Source organism: Stakelama flava, assembly GCF_019351405.1.
Lineage (GTDB): Bacteria > Pseudomonadota > Alphaproteobacteria > Sphingomonadales > Sphingomonadaceae > Sphingomonas > Sphingomonas flava_A.
Genome location: NZ_JAHWZX010000005.1, coordinates 93,088 through 111,501, shown reverse-complemented (window position 1 = coordinate 111,501; position 18,414 = coordinate 93,088). Strand labels below are relative to the sequence as shown.

The 18,414-nt window shown below is 61.2% G+C and carries 15 protein-coding genes; 8 read left to right on the top strand and 7 right to left on the bottom strand.

The window, feature by feature from the left end:
- The first annotated feature begins 62 nt into the window (after positions 1-62).
- From KY084_RS07270 to KY084_RS07260, 3 genes are all read left to right on the top strand, one after another.
- Positions 63-1,145: a fatty acid desaturase family protein gene (locus tag KY084_RS07270; RefSeq protein ID WP_219237794.1), complete on the top strand. Its 1,083-nt coding sequence runs from the start codon at positions 63-65 to the stop codon at positions 1,143-1,145.
- Positions 1,146-1,274: 129 nt separating this feature from the next.
- Positions 1,275-2,264 carry a sterol desaturase family protein gene (locus KY084_RS07265; protein WP_219237793.1) on the top strand — a complete coding sequence of 330 codons (990 nt, stop codon included), beginning with the start codon at positions 1,275-1,277 and terminating at the stop codon, positions 2,262-2,264.
- Positions 2,265-2,347: 83 nt separating this feature from the next.
- Entirely contained in the window at positions 2,348-2,959 is a 612-nt protein-coding gene (locus KY084_RS07260) for a hypothetical protein (RefSeq protein ID WP_219237792.1), read from the top strand.
- Between the two features lie 48 nt (positions 2,960-3,007).
- Here the strand turns inward: KY084_RS07260 and KY084_RS07255 are convergent, their stop codons facing one another.
- The 5 genes from KY084_RS07255 to KY084_RS07235 all read right to left on the bottom strand — a co-directional run bounded on the left by KY084_RS07255 (position 3,008) and on the right by KY084_RS07235 (position 9,460).
- Positions 3,008-3,943, bottom strand: a complete 936-nt coding sequence (locus KY084_RS07255; protein WP_219237791.1) for an N-acetylglucosamine kinase — start codon at positions 3,941-3,943, stop codon at positions 3,008-3,010.
- Positions 3,940-5,073, bottom strand: a complete 1,134-nt coding sequence (locus KY084_RS07250) for an SIS domain-containing protein (RefSeq protein ID WP_219237790.1) — start codon at positions 5,071-5,073, stop codon at positions 3,940-3,942. Before KY084_RS07250 ends, KY084_RS07255 begins: the two co-directional genes overlap by 4 nt.
- Positions 5,066-6,349, bottom strand: coding sequence for a D-tagatose-bisphosphate aldolase, class II, non-catalytic subunit (locus KY084_RS07245; RefSeq protein ID WP_219237789.1), 1,284 nt, complete (start codon positions 6,347-6,349; stop codon positions 5,066-5,068). The genes KY084_RS07250 and KY084_RS07245 overlap by 8 nt, the downstream gene beginning before the upstream one ends.
- Before the next feature lie 85 nt (positions 6,350-6,434).
- Positions 6,435-7,364, bottom strand: a complete 930-nt coding sequence (locus KY084_RS07240; RefSeq protein ID WP_219237788.1) for a DMT family transporter — start codon at positions 7,362-7,364, stop codon at positions 6,435-6,437.
- The gene (locus tag KY084_RS07235) at positions 7,361-9,460 is read right to left on the bottom strand and encodes a glycoside hydrolase family 36 protein (protein ID WP_219237787.1); all 2,100 of its coding nucleotides are present in this window, start codon (positions 9,458-9,460) and stop codon (positions 7,361-7,363) included. The genes KY084_RS07240 and KY084_RS07235 overlap by 4 nt, the downstream gene beginning before the upstream one ends.
- A 153-nt stretch (positions 9,461-9,613) precedes the next feature.
- Here KY084_RS07235 and KY084_RS07230 point away from each other — a divergent pair, with 153 nt between their 5' ends.
- Complete coding sequence (locus tag KY084_RS07230; protein ID WP_219237786.1) at positions 9,614-10,720, top strand: amidohydrolase family protein; 1,107 nt, start codon at positions 9,614-9,616, stop codon at positions 10,718-10,720.
- Between the two features lie 16 nt (positions 10,721-10,736).
- Here KY084_RS07230 and agaR read toward each other — a convergent pair whose 3' ends face one another.
- Positions 10,737-11,516: a transcriptional repressor AgaR gene (agaR, locus tag KY084_RS07225; RefSeq protein WP_219237785.1), complete on the bottom strand. Its 780-nt coding sequence runs from the start codon at positions 11,514-11,516 to the stop codon at positions 10,737-10,739.
- A 189-nt stretch (positions 11,517-11,705) separates the two neighbouring features.
- On the opposite strand from agaR, the gene KY084_RS07220 reads away from it, so the two are divergent.
- Positions 11,706-14,579 carry a TonB-dependent receptor gene (locus KY084_RS07220; protein ID WP_219237784.1) on the top strand — a complete coding sequence of 958 codons (2,874 nt, stop codon included), beginning with the start codon at positions 11,706-11,708 and terminating at the stop codon, positions 14,577-14,579.
- A gap of 283 nt (positions 14,580-14,862) precedes the next feature.
- Here KY084_RS07220 and KY084_RS07215 read toward each other — a convergent pair whose 3' ends face one another.
- Positions 14,863-15,213 (bottom strand): hypothetical protein, encoded by a 351-nt coding sequence (locus KY084_RS07215; RefSeq protein ID WP_219237783.1) that lies wholly within the window; start codon positions 15,211-15,213, stop codon positions 14,863-14,865.
- Between the two features lie 33 nt (positions 15,214-15,246).
- Between KY084_RS07215 and recF the strand changes: the two genes are divergently transcribed.
- The 3 genes from recF (at position 15,247) to KY084_RS07200 (ending at position 18,285) form a co-directional block, all read left to right on the top strand.
- Entirely contained in the window at positions 15,247-16,317 is a 1,071-nt protein-coding gene (gene recF, locus KY084_RS07210) for a DNA replication/repair protein RecF (RefSeq protein ID WP_219237782.1), read from the top strand.
- Between the two features lie 243 nt (positions 16,318-16,560).
- The gene (locus KY084_RS07205; RefSeq protein ID WP_219237781.1) at positions 16,561-17,901 is read left to right on the top strand and encodes a DEAD/DEAH box helicase; all 1,341 of its coding nucleotides are present in this window, start codon (positions 16,561-16,563) and stop codon (positions 17,899-17,901) included.
- 33 nt (positions 17,902-17,934) lie between these two features.
- Positions 17,935-18,285, top strand: coding sequence for a hypothetical protein (locus KY084_RS07200; RefSeq protein WP_219237780.1), 351 nt, complete (start codon positions 17,935-17,937; stop codon positions 18,283-18,285).
- The last annotated feature ends 129 nt before the right edge of the window (positions 18,286-18,414 follow it).

The following is an 18,414-nucleotide window of genomic DNA, read 5'->3' as shown; positions in this document are numbered from 1 at the left end:
GCGGCGCAGGATGCGGCAACCCGCGGGCACGCCGCCGAATCTGGTAAGAAGTTGAAAAGCCGATGTACCTCGATACGCAACCGCTGCGCGCCGAACGCGCGCAGCCCGCAGCCCGCCCCGCCGGTAGCGAGGATCGGGAAATGCTGCGCCAGGCGGCGCTGCTTACCCGCGATCTGCACATCCCCTCTGCGCGCATCTACTGGACCGACTGTTTCGGTTCGGCCGCGATCGGCTATGCCGCGCTGATCGGCGCGATGGTCGCCGATCATTGGTGGAGTATGCTGCTGTTCGCCACGCTATCGGTGCTGGCGCTGTATCGGGCGGTATTGTTCATTCACGAAATCACCCATCTCGACCATGCGAAGCTCCCCGGCTTCCGGATCGCGTGGAATCTGGCGGTGGGCATGCCGCTGCTGCTGCCTTCGTTTCTGTATGAAGGAATCCATGCGGTGCACCATTCGCGTGCGCATTACGGCACAGTCAACGATCCCGAATATCTGCCGCTCGCCCGGATGCGTCCCTGGACGCTGCCGCTGTTCACGCTTGCCGCGATCTTCATGCCGCTGCTGTTGCTCGTGCGGTTCGGCATTGTCGGACCGCTTTCCTGGTTTGACCCGCGCGTACGCAGCGCCGTCGTTTCGCGTTTTTCGGCGCTTGAAGTAAACCCGGGCTATATTCGCCCCTTGCCGACGGGCGATTTCGCACGACGCTGGCGCTGGCAGGAAGCGGGGACCAGCTTCGTCGCGATCGCCATTCTGGGCGCGCTCGCGTTCGGCATCCTGCCGCCCGCCGCCTTCGCAATCTATTGCGCCGTGCATGCGGGTGTCGCCACGCTCAACCAGACGCGCACCTTGGTCGCGCATCTGTGGGAAAATGACGGCGCGCAGCTTTCGCTCACCGATCAATATCGCGACAGCACCAATGTCCCGCCCGTTTTTCCGGGCATGCTGTGGGCACCGGTCGGGCTTCGTTTTCACGCGCTGCATCATTTGCTGCCGCGCCTGCCCTATCATTCGCTTGCCGAGGCGCATCGGCGGATCAGCGCCGCGCTTCCTGCCGATTCGGCCTATGGGCAGGCGAACTACGCCTCGCTGGGCGAACTCGTCACGCGGCTGGTCAGGGCGACGATGCGCCCGCGGGGATAACACGCGCGCCTGCCGATTTTCGCCATTTTTTCACTGCCCAACCCCGCGACATACGTTCGATGACGTATGTTGCGATCGCGATCCTTGCCCCATCCTGCCGTCAGGACTCGGTATTACGAGGGGCAACAGATGGACGGAATTCGCGTAGGCAAGAGAATTATCGGCTCGGAAGCGCCGGTAACCATCGGCTGGGAGAATATCGGCAGGGTCGAAGGCGGGCCGGTGAAGCGCTTCATCTTCACCTGGTTTCAGCCGGTGGCGTTGTTCGCGCTGATCGCCTTCTGGTATTACGCGCCTAATTCCATCGCCAAGGCATCGACCGCCATCGGCATCGGCATCGCGTTCAAGGCGTTGTTGCTCGGCCTGGAATGGGTCAATCCGCGCTATGATAGCTGGCGGCTGACCTGGAAGGAGATGGTCACCGACCTTTTTTATGTCGGGCTTGGCTATACCGTGCTTCGCATTGTCGACGGCTATATCGGCAGCGATGCCATCGTCCACGCGATCCAGCATTCGTTCGATTGGGACAAGTTCGCCTGGTTCACCGGCCTGCCGCTACTGGTCCAGGCATTCCTCATCTCGTTCATCTTCGATTTCGGGCAATACTGGATGCATCGCGGCATGCACAACTGGTACCCGCTATGGCTGCCCCATTCGGTCCATCACTACATCACGCAGTTCAACATCAACAAGGGCGCGGTCGGCAATCCGGTCGAGCTGTTCCTGATCGGGCTGGGTATCGGCGGCCTGTTCGACTTCCTACCGCGCGCCGCGCTGCTCGCCGGGGCGATCAGTCTGGGCGTCGGCGTCTATATGCACATCAATGTCCGCTTCAACACGCCGCGCTGGTGGCGGTTCGTGTTCAACACCACCGAACATCACAGCGTCCACCATTCGCAGGATTTCGAAGCATCGCGCAGCAATTTCGCGGGCATCTATATCTTCATCGACCGCATCTTCGGTACCTGTGTCGATGGCGAGGCGGAAGTGCTGGGGCTGGAGGGCGGCCGCCGAATGGCGATCCGCGAACAGATGACCTATCCCTTCACCGAAGGGTGGCGTTCTCTGAAGGAACGTTTCGGCCGGTCCGCGCCCGCGCAGCCGGTCGCCGCCGAGTGACCGATGCCTCGCGCTCCGTACCGGCCGCGGCCCGCTCGCCATGGGCGGGCCGGGCGTACGCGCCGCACGGCGAAGGAAAGCGAATGAACCTGCGTTTCATCGACTGGATCTGGCATGTCCGGGGCAGCGTCCCGCTCGCGCCCGGGCAGTCGGAGGATGAGGCATTCGAACGGCTCGATCCGCTGTTCCGGCAGGGCGGGACCACCCATGATCGCGCCGAAGCGACCCTGACCTTCACGAAAAAGGATCAGGCTGCGCAGGACAAGATGTCGGTATTCGATGGCGGCGTGCTTGCCATCGAAAATCGCGGGGAGGCGCGCGTGCTGCGCTATCACCTCACTAGCCGCGCATTGCTGTTCTGCTTCCTTGCGCCGCTGCTGTTCCTCGCCTTCGCGCAGCTTACCGTCGTCATCAACAAATATCAGAAACCCGATTCGCCCGCGTCCGAAAGCGCAAAGGAAAAGGCGAAGAAGGACGAGGTTCGCCCGCTCAATCCGATCGACAAGGCGCTGGGCGCGCCCGCCCCCGAAAAGCCCGACAAGGACAAGAAAAAGGATAAGGACAAGGACAAATCCTCGCCCACGCCCGCTTATGTCTTCGCCGCGCTGTTCGCCGCGCTATATGTGATCGGACGAGTGCTCGAGGATCGGCTGGTCAGGAACCTTTTCCGCAAACGATTGCACGAAGCGGTGTAGCACGGTGGCGCATAGCGCGGCGGTTCGCAGAAGAAGGAAAGGTGCGCGTCACCCCCCGGCAATATGCCGCGCATAAAGCGCCGCACCATAGCCAGGGTCATGTCGCGGTTCGACGATGTCGAACCCGCGATGGCGGGAAAGACCGCCGCGAAACGCATCCTGCACCGCCCGGACATTGCGCAGCACGCCGCCCGACCAGGACAGCGGGACCGTTTCTTCTTCCGAAAAGCCAAGCGTTCTGCTCAGGCTTATCGCCATGCGCACCAGTTCATCGGCGGCCCGAATCTGAATATCGCGCGCGGTGGCATCGCCGGTATCGGCGGCGGTTGCGACAATGCTGGCAAGCGCTGCGATGCCATCGCGCTGCAGACCATGTTCTCCCATTATCCTGCTGCAGATATCAAGGTCGTCGTCCAGCGACAGGGCTTCGCGAAATATCCGATATAGCGGCCCTTTGTTCAGGCGCCCGTCGCTCATCCGCGTGAAGGCGTTCAATCCCTGCAGTGCGATCCAGTAGGCGGACCCTTCATCGCTGAATATCTCGCCCCAGCCGCCTACCCGCGCGCTCCGCCCTTGCCGTTCGCCATAGCCGATCGAGCCGGTACCGGCGACAAGGTTGATGCCGTCGGCGCAGGCGAGCGAACCCGCCCAGCCGCAGATCATGTCGTTGCCGCAGGTGTAGCGGTCATGGCCCATCGCCGCGCCGCAAAGCTTCACCAGTTGCGGGTCGGCTTCGCTGTCTTCGCCAAAGGCAGGCAGACCGAAAAAGGCCTGCGCGATGTCCGTCGGCGCGATGTCCAGCGCCGCGCAAATCGCACCGATCCCGTTGCGGATCACCCGATCGGCACCGTCAAGGCCGACCTGGAGGTGATAGGTCGTCGGTTCGCGATGGCGCACCAGGCATTCGCCCGCCTGATCGATGCAGACGAATTCGGTTTTCGTGCCGCCGCCGTCGATCCCCAGATACAGGTTGCGCGGATTCATGGATTGAGTGGATGGATGTGCACGCCCTGTACGACGCGGTTGACGGTGCCGGTGGCATTGGGGGTGTCGGGGGTCATGCCGCGTGCCAGTGAGGCATGCAGAGCAAAGAGTTGGGCCGGTACGATATAAGGGAAAAGCAGGTCCGCATCGCACGCTCCGCCAAGATTTCGTACCGCGATCGTATCGTCAGCCTCCGCCTTTGCCGACAGGGTAACGATGCCGGCGGCGATATTATCGGCTCGCAATTCGGCGATCAGATCGCGGTCGTATCGGGCGGTATAGGGATCGTTCGAAACATAGACCATAACCAGCGTTTCGGTGGTTACGAAGGTTTTGGGGCCATGCCGGAACCCCATTGGCGTATCGAATGCGGTGACGATTCCACCATCGGTGAGTTCGAGCAGCTTCAGCGCGGATTCGCGGGCCAATCCCTCAAATACACCGCTGCCCAAATATACCACGCGGGAGAAGTTGCGTTGAGCAAGGTCAGCCATCGCCGTGTCGGCGTTATGCAGAATATCGCTTACCGCCTGACAGATTGCGTCAATACGCGTTTCCAGTGCCGCAACGCCGGACAGGATCGAAAGGGCCGCCAACATCATGGCGGAAAAGCTCGATGTCATCGCAAAGCCATGATCGTGCGTGGCTTTGGGAAGTACGACGACATGCGAATGCGTTCCGGGATCGCGAGCCAGAGCGCCATCGGGATTGCAGGTGATGACGAGGTGATGAAGATCGCTGATCTTCGCCGCCGCGATATCCGCCGCCGCAATGCTTTCAGGGCTGTTGCCCGACCGGCCGAACGATACGAGCAGCGTCGGGGTATCGCCTTCGCAATAAAGATCGGGAGCGCTGACGATATCGGTGGTCGCTACGGCTTCTACCCGGCGACCGGTTTCGCGCGAAAGCCAGGGCGCCAGGCATTCGCCGATAAACGCCGATGTACCCGCTCCAGTCAGAACGATGCGTAGGTTCGTTTTTTCCATCAACGGCCGCAAGAACCGCTCTATTTCGCCTTGATTGTCGCGCAGCAGGCGCTGCGTTTCATTCAATGTTTGCGGCTGCTGCCAGATTTCCCGTCGCGTCCAGCAATCGGCGCTCTGCATGGGCGGGGTAAGAGTGTCAGACATTCGGATGACAGGCTCCGTAATAGGTGTCGAGGGTGATTCCGATATGGGCGATGACAAGCGTCCGGGGATCAAGCGAGTCGCCGCTGCTGCGCAGGGCGGCGAAGGCGGCGGGCAGATATTGGCTGATCAGCCCCATCGGCGGAGGCGAACGACGCAGATTTTCGAATAAGGCGGCCTGCGCCGCGGCGATCGTCTTGTCAGGCCAATAATAGCGAATGCGATCGCTCAGGCTGTATTGCAGTTGCAGTTCCAGAGCGGAGCCGGTTGCGTGATAATATTTTTGCCAGTCGGCAGGTTCGGCACGCATCCGGTCAAGTGTTACGGCGCGCAGATCGGCGCGATCGCTGGAGTCGATCCATTCGCGCTCGATCGCATCGAGCGCCCACAGCGCTTCGCGCAGGGCGAAGGTGACGCCCGGGCCGACCTTTAGAATCGCGAAATGGTCGCGCACCAGCGCGGCAAGCGCCTGAGGTGGCTGATAATCGGTCGAATGGGCTTCGAAAACGATGTTCGGCACGGCTTCGATCGCCGCGCTCAGCGCACGCGCTTTTTCGGGGCGATAGTCGACGACCTTGTCATGGTCGAACTCGACACCCGGCTGAACGACGGTGCCGACGACGCGATCCCATGCATCGCCCAGCCCCTGTTCGACGAACAATTGCCGGTGCATGTCCAGCGTAGAGAGTGCGGCTTCCGGCGTGGTAACGGCGAGTTCGTCAAGGTCCTCCGCCGCGCCCCCTGGAACGGGAACCTCGGTGCCGATGATATAGACGGGCGCGTCGTCGCCAGCGCCGTCAAAGGCGCGTTCGGCGGCCTGACACAGGCGCGCGGCGCGTTCGGCGATGACCGGTTCGGGCAGTGGAACCGGATCATCGGCGCAGCTCATCGAGCAATCGAGATGTATCTTGCGAAATCCGGCGCGCACATAATCGGCGACCAGTACCTCCGCCTTCGCCATGGCCTCCCCTGCCGGCAGCGCCGTCCAGGCATTGGGGCCAAGATGGTCGCCGCCAAGCACGATCCGGTCGCGAGGAAAGGCAATGCGATCCGCAATGTCCTCCACGAACGCGCGAAAGTCGGCCGGGACCATGCCCGTATAGCCGCCGTCCTGATTCACCTGGTTGGACGTCGCCTCGATCAGGACAAAGGCGAGGTCATTTTTGGCTGCATTGGTGAAGGTCGCTTCGATCACCAGCGGGTGCGCGGAGCAGACGGACGTGACGCCGATACGTTCGCCCGATTTGTGGCGGCGGACCAAGTCGCGAATTTTTTGCATGGGTGCTCCTTTCGCATCCAGCCTAAACGAAGAAAAGATAAACGCAATAAAAAGAAACAAAACGAAGGCGTCGAATGGCCGTCGGCTAGGGTTGTCCCTCAGTCTCGTCATCCGCTGTTTCGTCCGCGGCGTCTGGTTCGATCGCCAGCAAAACCGAGGCGCACAGCGCAAGGGCAAGGCCAGCGAGCTTCAGGCTGTTGGGAACGACACCGGCGACGATCAGCGCGATCACGGCGGTCACCAGCGGCGCGCCCGCATTGCTGAGCGGGGCGACCACGATCGCCTTGCCGTATCGGAACGCAAACACCAGCGTCAGCGCGCCCAGGGCGTTGAGCAATTGAATGCCCGCCGCGAGCAACGGACCGTCAAGTCCCATGTTCACGGGACGCGAGAAATCAGTCATCGCATAGGCGATCGGCGCAAGCGCCAGACCGGCGAGCATCATGTAGAAAAAGATGCTTTCGCCCGACATGAAGTTATTGGCCGATTTCATGAAGAAAGCCTGGATACCCCAGCAGGCCATGACGATGAGGGCAAGCAGGAACCAGGTCGACCCTTGCGCCCCATCGCCGGACTGCGGAATGAAATCGAAGGTCGGCAGCGCCATCAGTGCGAGCAGAATGCCCAGCATTCCGAGTTTTCCTGTCCGCTCGCCGAGCAGGAAGAAGGAAAGCGCGATCGTCACGATGGGCGATAGCGAGATGATGGGGAAGATCAGATAGGCCGGGCCGCGCGTAACGGTATAAAACAGGACGAGCTGCCCACCGGCCCCCAGCAAACCGACCGCCATCCCGTAAAATATGGCGCGCGGATTCAGGTCAAGCCGCCATCTCGCCTGCGCCAGCACGATCAGCGCCGGCGGAATCATGGTCAGCGCCCAGACGCAGTATACCAGTGTTTCGGGAAAGCCGCGCTCCGGCGAAACACTGGAAAACGCGCCCCAGATTCCCCATAGCACGACGGTGGTGATGGCGTAGAACAGCCATGCGCGGCCAGTGGCGGCGGCGGCGCTCATGCGGCATTCCCCGACACCGGTTCGGCGACGACGATCAGCGAATGTTCGAACGCGGTCCTGATGACGTTGTCGTCCGCCGTCGCGATGCCGAGCGCGCGACCGGATACCGGATCCGAAAGCCGGTATCGCCCCTTGCCGAGGCCGCGCAGTTCGACGGCACCATCCCATTTATCCGCAAAAAAAGCGTAATGCATCGCGCCGTCTTTCGCGATTGCGTGCGCCTCAGGCTTATCGAACCCGATATCGTACAGTTCGCCGCGATAATCGCCTTTCGACAGCATGTTCTTGCGATAGAGCGCGATCCATTGTCGCCAGAGCCTTTCCTTTTGCGGCGTCAACACGAAACCGCCCGGCGGCAGGGTGTCGATCGGATCGTCCGTGTCCTCGGGCCAGGTGAACTTGGTGGAAAGCACGCCGCCGACGCCATAGCTGGAGGCAAAATCGTCATGACGGTCACTGAGTTCGACATGATCGCCGGCGAACGGCGCGGATGGTCCCATCAGCGCCTTGAACGTCTTGCCCTTCAGCCGAACCTGCCAAGAGGATTCGGGATCGGAAGCGGGGGTGTGATTCATCGCCGGAATATTGTGAAAGGCGAAGGCGTCGCCGCACGGGCAGATTTCAATTACCGCGTCCGGATTGATTTCCGTGATCGCATCATACATCGCCATCCAGAAATCCTGAAGCTTTTCAAAGGATTCTTCGGGGCGGGCATGATTGTGCGCGGGATTGTAACACGGCGCGACACCGTTCAGGTGCTGGCCGTCGAACTTTATCCCTTCAAAGCCCCACTCGCCGACAATGCGCTTCGCCTGCGCCTTGAAATAATCGACTACCGGCGGATAGGCCGGGCATAGGGTGAAGGCGTCCCACCAGGTAACGTTCTGCGCGTTGCCGTCCCTGTCGAGCAGCAGCATTTCGGGATGATCGCGAAGCAGGTCGGTGCCCGGATCCGCGGCCAGCGGCGCATACCACAGGCGCGGTCGCATTCCGGCCGCCTTTACCGTATCTGCAAAGGCCTTCAGGTCGGCACCGCCGCGCGGAAATTTTGTCCGGTCGACTTTCCAGTCGCCTTCGGATGTCTGCCAGCCGTCGTCGAGCACCGCCCATTCGAGTCCGACCGATTTCGCCTTGGGCAGCGTACCGTAAATCTGTTCGGTCGTGAAATTGCGTTCATACCCCCATGCGCACCAGATGGGATCATAGCTGCTATCGGGTATACGCGGCGCCGAAAGGCCGCGTTCCGCCATGATCGCGCGATACGCCTCCAGCGGGCGAAAATGATCGCCGGTGTGCGCCATCAGGAACACCATGGGCAGCGTGAGAGTCTCGCCTGGCCGGAGCATGTCGGTATGGTCGCCCTGCATACCGATATGCGTGCCGTGCAGCTGGTGCGAAACAGGCAGTGAAATCAGACGTGGAACCGTTTCGACATGTCCGACCGCGAGACCGAAATCCGGGCGCCACACCGCTGCGACGGGCGTGCCCCCGCCATAATCCGATCCGTTCATGCCCATGAAGTTGGGCTGATCGAAACCGGGAAGCGCGGGCTGCACCCAATCGCGCCGGTCGGGATGCGATGCGCCCGAATAGGTCCAGGCCCCTTTGGGATGCGCAAGCAGATCGTGCGACGCGGTTCGCCAGCCGGCGACCGCCATCGGCTGCTTGCCCGTATTGCGATACTGCGTGTCGATCAGCGCGACGCCGGGATGACGGTCGTAAAAACTGACGATAACGGTTCGTTCCAGCCGGTCGCCGTTCGCGCCACGCAGCCTGTATTGCACGCCTTTTCCGTGCCGGTCCGATATCGCTTTTTTGTCCTGATCCAGCAACACGAAACGGTCGATCACCACATCTCCCGCAAGGTGCAGGGCGTCGCTTGCGTCCATGGCGGTTATGGCGTTGCCGAGATGCGAAATGCGCGAGTGCATCGACCCGTCGAATTCGATGGTGAGCGTCCCGTCGCTGAGCGTTGCAGCCGCCTTTGTCACTGCGGCAAACCCCCGACGGGGCAGCGCAGCCGTGGCCACGACCAAAGACGTCCCGCCCAGAAGCGTTGCGATGGTTTCCCGACGCGAAACGGCGAAATCCGGCATGTGTCACTCCTCCCGGCTGGATGCCGCCCATCCGACGGTGAAATCGATACGGACGACTTTGGAAAACACTTGCATGAAAAGCTCGGGTAACGCAAACCTAAACCTGAAAACAAAGTTCGATTTATTTCGTTTTCGCGCGAAAGGGGTAAAGCTATGGGGACAGGAAGCAGAATCGCAGTCGCGCTTGCCGCGCTGACATTCGCCGGCACGGCGAACGCGCAGGATCGGTACAGCGAGGCGGATTTCGCCAAAGTGGCGAAGTTCGACGCGCACGTGCATTATAATTATGATTCTCCCGCATTTCTGCGCATCGCGCGCGACGACGGCTTCGAACTACTGACGATCAACGTGGATTATCCCGACTTCCCCCCGCTCGACACGCAGGCGCGGATCGCGGAGAAATATCACAGGCTCGATCCCGAACATCTTCGCTACTCGACGACCTTTTCCATGAAAGGGTTCGGCACGCCCGGCTGGACCAAGCGAATCGAGGCGACGCTGGACCGCGCCTTTGCAAACGGCGCGATCGCCGTGAAAGTGTGGAAGAATATCGGCATGGTCGAAACCGACCCGCAGGGGAAGCGGGTGTTTCTTGACGATCCCAGGTTCGACCCGGTGATGGCGCATATCAAAAAGGCCGGGGTGCCGTTGATCGCGCATCAGGGCGAGCCGCGCAATTGCTGGCTGCCGCTCGATCAGATGACGACCGACAATGACCGCAGCTATTTCCGCGAACATCCCGAATATTACATGTATCTTCACCCCGACGAGCCGAGTTACGAGATGATCATGGCGGCGCGCGACAAGTTCGTCGCCTTTCATCCCGACCTGCCGTTCGATGGCGCGCATCTGGCCAGCCTGGAATGGAATGTCGACAGGATCGCGGAATTTCTCGACCGGTTTCCCAATGCCGTCGTCGATATGGCGGCGCGCATGAGCGAGCTGCAAAACCAGTCGGGCGAGAATTACGACCGGGTGCGCGACTTCATCATCAAATATCAGGACCGGCTGATGTATGGCACGGATCTGACGTTCAGTCCGCCGGACGCAAACGGACGCGCGCAAAATCCCCCGATGACTGAGGAATTCACCAAGGAGGCCGACGATATGTGGCGGTCAGACTGGCGCTATCTGGCCACACCGCGAAGCCAGCATATCGATGCGATCGATGCCGATGTGAAAGGTCTGGCGCTACCGAGGGCCGTCATCGACAAAATCTATCATGACAACGCGTATCGGTTTTTTCTCCACCAGAAATAACAGGGAGAACGCGTGGTCAGGCGAGGCGGATGCGGAAATCGAATCGCTCACCCGCCGCGCGTATGTCCTCCGGCACCGGGTCATGCGTGACCAGTTCGTCGATATCGCCGATATTGATGATGCGGTGCAGGCAGACACGGCCGAATTTTGATTGATCCGTCACCGCGATCACCTGGCTCGCGGCGTGAACCATGGCGCGGTTCAGCATGGCCTCCGGTTCGTGATGCGTGGTGATGCCCCGTTCGACGTCGAAACCGTCCACGCCAAGAAAAAGCTTGTCGACATGCAGTTCGCTCAGCGCGCTCATCGTCTGGACGCCGTAAAAGGCCATGTTGCGCCGACGCAGCGCGCCGCCGAGCATGACGACATTGATGCTGTTCTTCCGGGTCAGCGCCGACAGAATTTCGAAATCATTGGTGAGGACGGTGATGTCTTCGTCATCAGCGAGGTGATGCGCGATTTGCAGCGTCGTGGTTCCCGAATCGAGCACGATCGAATCGCCCGGCGACACCATCGCGGCGGCGGCGGCGCCGATGCGCACTTTCTCGTCGGTATGAATGGCGCGCTTGGCATCCAGGCCCGGTTCGGTGGTGACATTGATGGCATCGGCCAGTATCGCGCCGCCATATGCGCGTTCGGTGACCCCGCGCTCGCTCAAAAAATGCAGGTCCTTGCGGATCGTCTGCATTGAAACGCCGAACTTCTTGGCCAGCGGTGCGACCTGCACGCTGCCACGCTCGCGCACCATCGCACTGATTTGTTGGCGTCTTTCGCTCGTGTCGCGAGTGGCCCGCACGCTTTTGAATCCTTCAATTATTTTACGCTTCCTACCAACCCGACCAACCGCAATCAATCGGCGACAGAAGTTTCGATAAATTTCGATTTGACAGGCGTGATGCACCGGCGATAGCAATATTTTGTCATAAGGTTGTAAAACGAAAGAAACGAACAGACCGGCGGCAATCTGATATAAGGGGACAGGGACATGAATCTGGTTTCGTTGAAGCGCATCGGTGTTCTGGCAAGCGCAAGCAGTGCCGCACTGATGATGGCGTCGCCCGCTTTCGGGCAGACCATTGACGGACAATCCTCCGACACGAGCGATTCGGGCGCTTCGGAACAATCGGCGACGCCACGGGATGCCGCTGTCGCGGATCAGAGCACGGATGCCGCCGCCTCTTCCAACGCCTCCACCGAAGAAATCGTCGTGCGCGGCGTGCGCGGCAGCCTGTTGCGCTCGATTGAGGCGAAGCGGAATTCAGGGACCATCGTCGATGCCATTTCCGCCGAGGAACTGGGCAAGTTTCCGGACCGCAATGTCGCCGAAGCGCTGGGTAATATTCCCGGCGTCACCGTTGGCCGCGATGGTCGCGGCGAGGGGCGCAACGTCACTATTCGCGGACTGGGTGAGGAATTCGCGATCACCACGCTGAACGGGCGTATCCTGCCGACCGATTCGACCGACCGGGCTTTCGCTTTCGACGTATTGCCCTCTGAGATGATTTCGGGCGCGGAAGTGACGAAGGCCGTGCAGGCTTCCGCCCTGGAAGGCAGTATCGGCGGCAATATCGATCTTCGCACCGCACGGCCCTTCGACCATCCCGGCCTGCGCATGTCGGGTTCGATCGAACAGCAATATAACGATCTGTCCAAGGATTTCGGGTTCAAGGCCTCGGGCGTGGCGAGCGACACCTTTGCCGACGATACGCTGGGCATCCTCGTATCCGCCACCTATTCGAAATATAATCTGCGCACCGACAATCTGGGTGAATATTCGCCCGCCAGTGATACGGAAGAGGGGCAGCAGTTCGATTTCAACGGAAACGGTGTGATCGACGACGACGGCAAGCAATATATCTGGCCCGATTTCTATTCCAACGGCGTGGTCCTTGGTGAACGAAAGCGCCTTGGCCTGTCGGGGGCATTGCAGTGGAAGCCGACGGACCGGATGACGGTGACGATCGATGGCCTTTACAGTCATTACAAGGACGTCGAGCACAATTACCGGCAGTCGAACTATCTCAGCCCACGCAATGATCTCGATTCGCCGATCAAATGGGATCCGTCCAGCGTACAGGTTGACGATAATGGCGTAGTTACGAATTTCGCCATAAACGATCTGGTCGCGGAAGTGTTGACCACCGACGAACCGCGTACCGTCGACACCTATCAGGTCGGCGGCCATATCGACTGGCATCCCACCGACAGTCTGACCATCGCCATCGACGGCTATCGCGGAAAGGCAACACGCGATTCGGGCGGCAAGGAACGCTTCGTCGTGGCGGGCGTCACCGGCGCGTCCGGCGTGTTCGCGACACGCAACGGCGATCTGCCCGACCTGTCGATCACCATTCCGGGCGGTCTGCCGCTGTCGGCGGCGGGGAACGACGATTACAGGGCGCATTATATCGGGATCGGCGGAGACAACCTGAAAGACATTACGCAGGGCGCACGGCTGGACGGAACGCTGGATACATATGCCGGCGTACTGAAATCCGTGTCTTTCGGCGGATCATGGACCGACCGCAAAAAGCGCGACACGGTGATCGACAATCTCGCTACCGAATGCAATTTCTGCGGATATCCCTTTACCTTCGGTCAGATCGGCGCCGATGTGGTGAGCTATTTCCCCGTCAGCGACCTGTTGTCGAAACAGCCCGGCAATTTTCCGCGAAATTTCGCATCCTTCGATATCGATACCTATCTGAACGCGCTTTCGCGGGCGGAAAACAATCCGGACATCATCAATCCGGAAACGGGCGAACCGTACCCGACGGGGTATTCGAACCAGATCATTCAACCCGATCTTCCGCTGTCCTTCCGCATCTCGGAGCGGACCTTTGCTGGATATGTGCAGGCGAATTTCGAAGGCGAAAACTGGCGCGGCGATCTGGGCGTTCGCGTGGTCAATACCGACGTATCCTCGCACGGCTATTCCACAACGATCAGCAGCATCGTCAAACGCGCAGGCAATCAGGCCGATTATAACGTCCAGTTCAACGAATCCGTGCCGGTCGTAGGCGGGGGCAAATACACCAAATTCCTGCCTTCGGTGAATTTTGCCTATGACCTGACCAGCGGCCTGCGCCTGCGGCTGGCGGCATCCAAGGCGATTTCCCGGCCGACTTTTGCCGAACTGTCGCCCGCCAGCGACGCATCGTCGGCGCAATCAGGCACCTTCATCATCTATGACGCGGGCAATCCCAATCTCAAACCGACAACGGCTGACCAGCTTGACGTCTCGCTGGAATATTACCGGACGGACAAGCTGGCGCTGTCGCTTGCCGGCTTCTACAAGCATATAAAGAATTTCGTGACGTCCCGGCCGGTCGACGTAACGATTACCCCCACCGATCAGCCTGCCGGCGAAACGCAGAGTTTCGATTTCACCCGGGTTTCGGTGCTGAACGGCGATTCCGCGAATGTGTACGGTATCGAGGCGGGGGCGCAGTATTTCCTCGACAACGGTTTCGGTATTCAGGCGAACGCCACCTACAATTACTCGCGCGCCAAAAGCGACGATGTGACCACGCAATTGCCCGGCGCTATCCCGTTCTCGGCTAATCTGAAGGTTTTTTACGAAAACAACGGCGTTCATGCCCAGATTTCGTATAACTACGCATCAAGCTTCACCCAGGCGCAGGCCGGTCTGATCGACTATCTTCCGATCAAGGAGGATGCCTATAACGAGATGTCGGCAAGCTTCGCCTATGACGTGACCGAACATATTCAATATTATGTGCAGGGATCGAACCTGCTCGGTTCGGCAACGCAACGGTTCAACACCTATCGCAATGTGCCGGCCTTTTATGAATATTCAGGACGGACATTCTTTCTGGGCATTCGCGCCCGGCTCTGATCGCGGGGCGTGGTGCATGACGGGCGATGTCGATGCCGCAAGCGGCATGGCATCGCCCGTCATACAAGCACACGCCATGCATGGCATAAGTGCGCGGCATAGTCGCCATCGCGCGCTGTGTGACACCAGAGCATCCCGGCGGCGTCTACGTCAGAACCGCGGCTCTTTTCCGATCGTTTCGCTGTCCGCGACATCGCCCTGCCGCCCATAGCTGGTTTGCCGCATCGCTTCGCCGGCTCGCGATGACGTTATCGCAACCGGTTTACGGTATAGCAGTTTGGAATCACTGCGCCAGCAGCGCGCTCGCCTTCGCCTTGCCTTCATCGCGGACGGCGCGGCCCTTTGCCTGGCCTTCGCGGCGGACGAGTTTGGCTTCGGTCTTCAGCGCGTCGGCGCGCACCTGCAGCCGCTTGCCCTCGAACGTGCCCGCCTGACCCGCCTGATTTTCAAGCTGTTCGGCCTGCGCCTCCATTTCGCTCGCCTTGTTGTCGGCGGCGGCTTCGATCGAATCGGCCTTGGCATCGGCGGCGTCGATCAGCTGATCGGCCTGTTTCTCCTGCGGCGTCTTGGACGAACAGGCGGCGGTCGAAAGGCTGGCGGCTGCCAGAGCGGCGATGATGAGCTTTGTTCGCATTGCAGGCTCCGTCTTACGCGTTAGGGACAGCAAATGGCAATTACCCGCCTCAGTCTGACCGATTTTCGCAATCACGCCGATGCGGTGCTTTCACCCGGCGCGGGTTTCGTCGTGCTTACCGGAGAGAATGGCGCGGGCAAGACCAATGTGCTGGAGGCGGTGTCGCTGCTCGCCCCGGGCAGGGGGCTTCGCCGCGCGGCGTCGAGCGACATGGCGCGACATGGCGGCGGCGGTGGTTTCGGCGTCGCGGCGCGAATTGCTGGAGATGTCGATATCGGCACCGGCACACGCGCCGGATCGCCCGAACGGCGGCTGGTGCGGATCAATGGCGCGGGTGCGCCCGCAACGGGGCTTGCCGACTGGCTGACGATATTGTGGCTCACCCCGGCGATGGACCGCATCTTCGTCGAAGCCGCGGGGGAGCGGCGGCGCTTTCTCGACCGGCTGACCATGGCGATCGTCCCGGCGCATGCCCGGCACGCCAGCCGGTACGAAGCCGCGATGCGCGCGCGAAACCGGTTGCTGGGCGAAGCAGAGAAGGGCACGCGCTCCCTCGACACCGACTGGCTGGCCGCGCTGGAGGCGCAGATGGCGGAGCACGGGCGCGCGATCACCCGGGCGCGTGCCGAAACGGTGCGGCTGCTGGGCGACCGCCTTGTCGCCGAACCCGACGGCCCCTTTGCCCGCGCTGCGCTTGCGCTGGATGGCGGGGGCGAAGACGACTTTGCAAGCGTGCTCGCCGAAAGCCGTCGCCGCGACGCCGCTGCCGGACGCACACTGTCGGGGCCGCATCGCAGCGATCTGGCCGTCACCCATGTCGGCAAGAATCAGCCCGCGGCGCTTTGTTCGACCGGGGAGCAAAAGGCGCTGCTGCTCGGCATCGTCCTTGCCCATGCCGAACTGGTCGCCGAACGCGTCGGCAGGGCGCCGATCCTGCTGCTCGACGAAATCGCCGCGCATCTTGACCCAATGCGGCGCGAGGCATTGTTCGGGCGGCTCGCCGGGCGCGGGCAGGTGTGGATGACCGGCACCGAACCGGCGCTGTTCGACGGGTTGCCGACCGACGCCACGCGCTACACGGTGCACTCTGGCACGATCGACTGATCCGCCTGCAACGGCACCAGATGGCGCGCCCGACATTAAAGCAATTGACTTTTGTGCAGTGCAGCGCCATTTGTCCGGCCAGCGACGCGTCATGCAGCGTGATCTGGCCCGCACCGAAAAAGGCGTGCCACGGCTCCGCGTCGGTTATCGAACCAGCTTCCCATATCACGCGGGGGTGCCTTTTTACCCCGCCCGTCCTGCGCCCGAAATGCGCCGGGCATGGCATTTTGCCCAAGGAATTTTATGTCTTTTTCCAAACTCGGCCTCAATCGGTCGCTTGTCGATGCGCTCGCCCAGAAAGGCTATGAGACGCCGACGCCGATCCAGGCGCAGTCGATCCCCGCATTGCTCGAAGGCAACGACCTTCTCGGTATTGCGCAGACCGGCACCGGCAAGACGGCTGCCTTTATGCTGCCCTCGATCCAGCGTCTGACGTCCGCGAACAACCGCGTAAAGCCGATGCGCTGTCGCATGCTGGTGCTTGCGCCGACGCGCGAACTCGCCAGCCAGATCGCCGAAAGCGCGAAGGAATATGGCCGCTTCACCAAAATGCGGATCGCGACCGTGTTCGGCGGCGTGCCGATCAACCGCAACCGCCGCGACACCGCGGCGGGAGTCGACATCCTCGTCGCCACGCCGGGCCGCTTGCTCGACCTGATCGATCAGAAGTGCATGAGCCTTGCCGACCTCGAAATCCTCGTCCTTGACGAGGCCGACCAGATGCTCGACCTCGGCTTCATCCATTCGCTGAAGCGCATCGTGAAGATGCTTCCCGTCGATCGGCAGAGCCTGTTCTTCTCGGCTACCATGCCGAAAACGATCCGCGAACTCGCCGGCAGCTTCCTGACCGATCCGATCGAGGTGAAGGTCGCGCCGGTATCTTCAACCGCCGAGCGCGTCGAACAATATGTCACCTTCGTCAATCAGAAGGAAAAGCAGGCGCTGCTCACGCTGTTCCTCGAAAATAACGAGGTCGATCGCGCGCTGATTTTCAGCCGCACCAAACATGGCGCCGACCGCATCGTGAAGCTGCTGGCCGCCAACGGCATCGCGGCGAACGCGATCCACGGCAACAAGAGCCAGCCGCAACGCGAAAAGGCGCTGAGCCAGTTCCGTTCGGGATCGGTCAAGCTGCTCGTTGCCACCGACATTGCCGCGCGCGGTATCGACGTGTCGGGCGTCAGCCATGTCATCAATTTCGATTTGCCGAACGTGGCGGAGCAATATGTCCACCGCATCGGCCGCACCGCGCGCGCCGGCAATGACGGCATCGCCTTCGCCTTTTGTGATGAGGAAGAGCGTCCCTATCTGCGCGGTATCGAAAAGCTGACGCGCCAGAAAATCGACGTGGTGCCGCTGCCCGCCAATTTCGTCGAAGAGCAGGAGCGCATCAAATCGACGCGCAAGGGCCCGGTGCCCCCCGAGCGCGAGGAACGTCGCGGTCCGCGCCAGGCGCAAGGTCCGCGCCGCCCGCGCAAGACCCACGACGCCAAGCCCGCGGGCGCCGCACGCAAGCCCGGCGGTAATCGCAATCGCGGCGGCCGGGGGCGCGGCAAGCCCAAGGCCGTGCAAGCCAAGGGCTGAACCGGACTCCGCTTGCTTGCAGGCGGAAGGAGAATGGCTAAGCTGCTCCCGTCAGGGAGGGGGCGCGATGGTTTTCCTTTTGCTGCAAGCGGCGGATATGGTTGGCGTTCGACAACGGGAGGAAGCTCCCACCGTTATGATGCCACCTGCCCCGGCGAGTGCCCTTCAGCCGCCGGGACAGGGGAGATCGTGGTCTGCGCTACCGCCGTAAATCCCGATAGATACCGGCTTAAGCCGCTTTCCGGGGAGTATGAGGACGCAGCGGGCAAGCCGCTCGGGTTCAGGCTGTCGAAAGAATCCACGGTCAGTGGAAAAGTCGAGCAGGTCGACATTCTGAATGCGCCGTCCAACCGTTTGCTGATTGACTTGAATTTCGGCTTTTAATCTCAGGGGCAGGGCGGTGGACCGGCCGAGAGTGTGCAGCCATCACCCGAAAGCCTGTTCGATACTCCCCGCTATCGCTGTCGCATCGCTCGCCCCCCAGACATCCCTTCCGCGCTGAGGCGGGAAGGT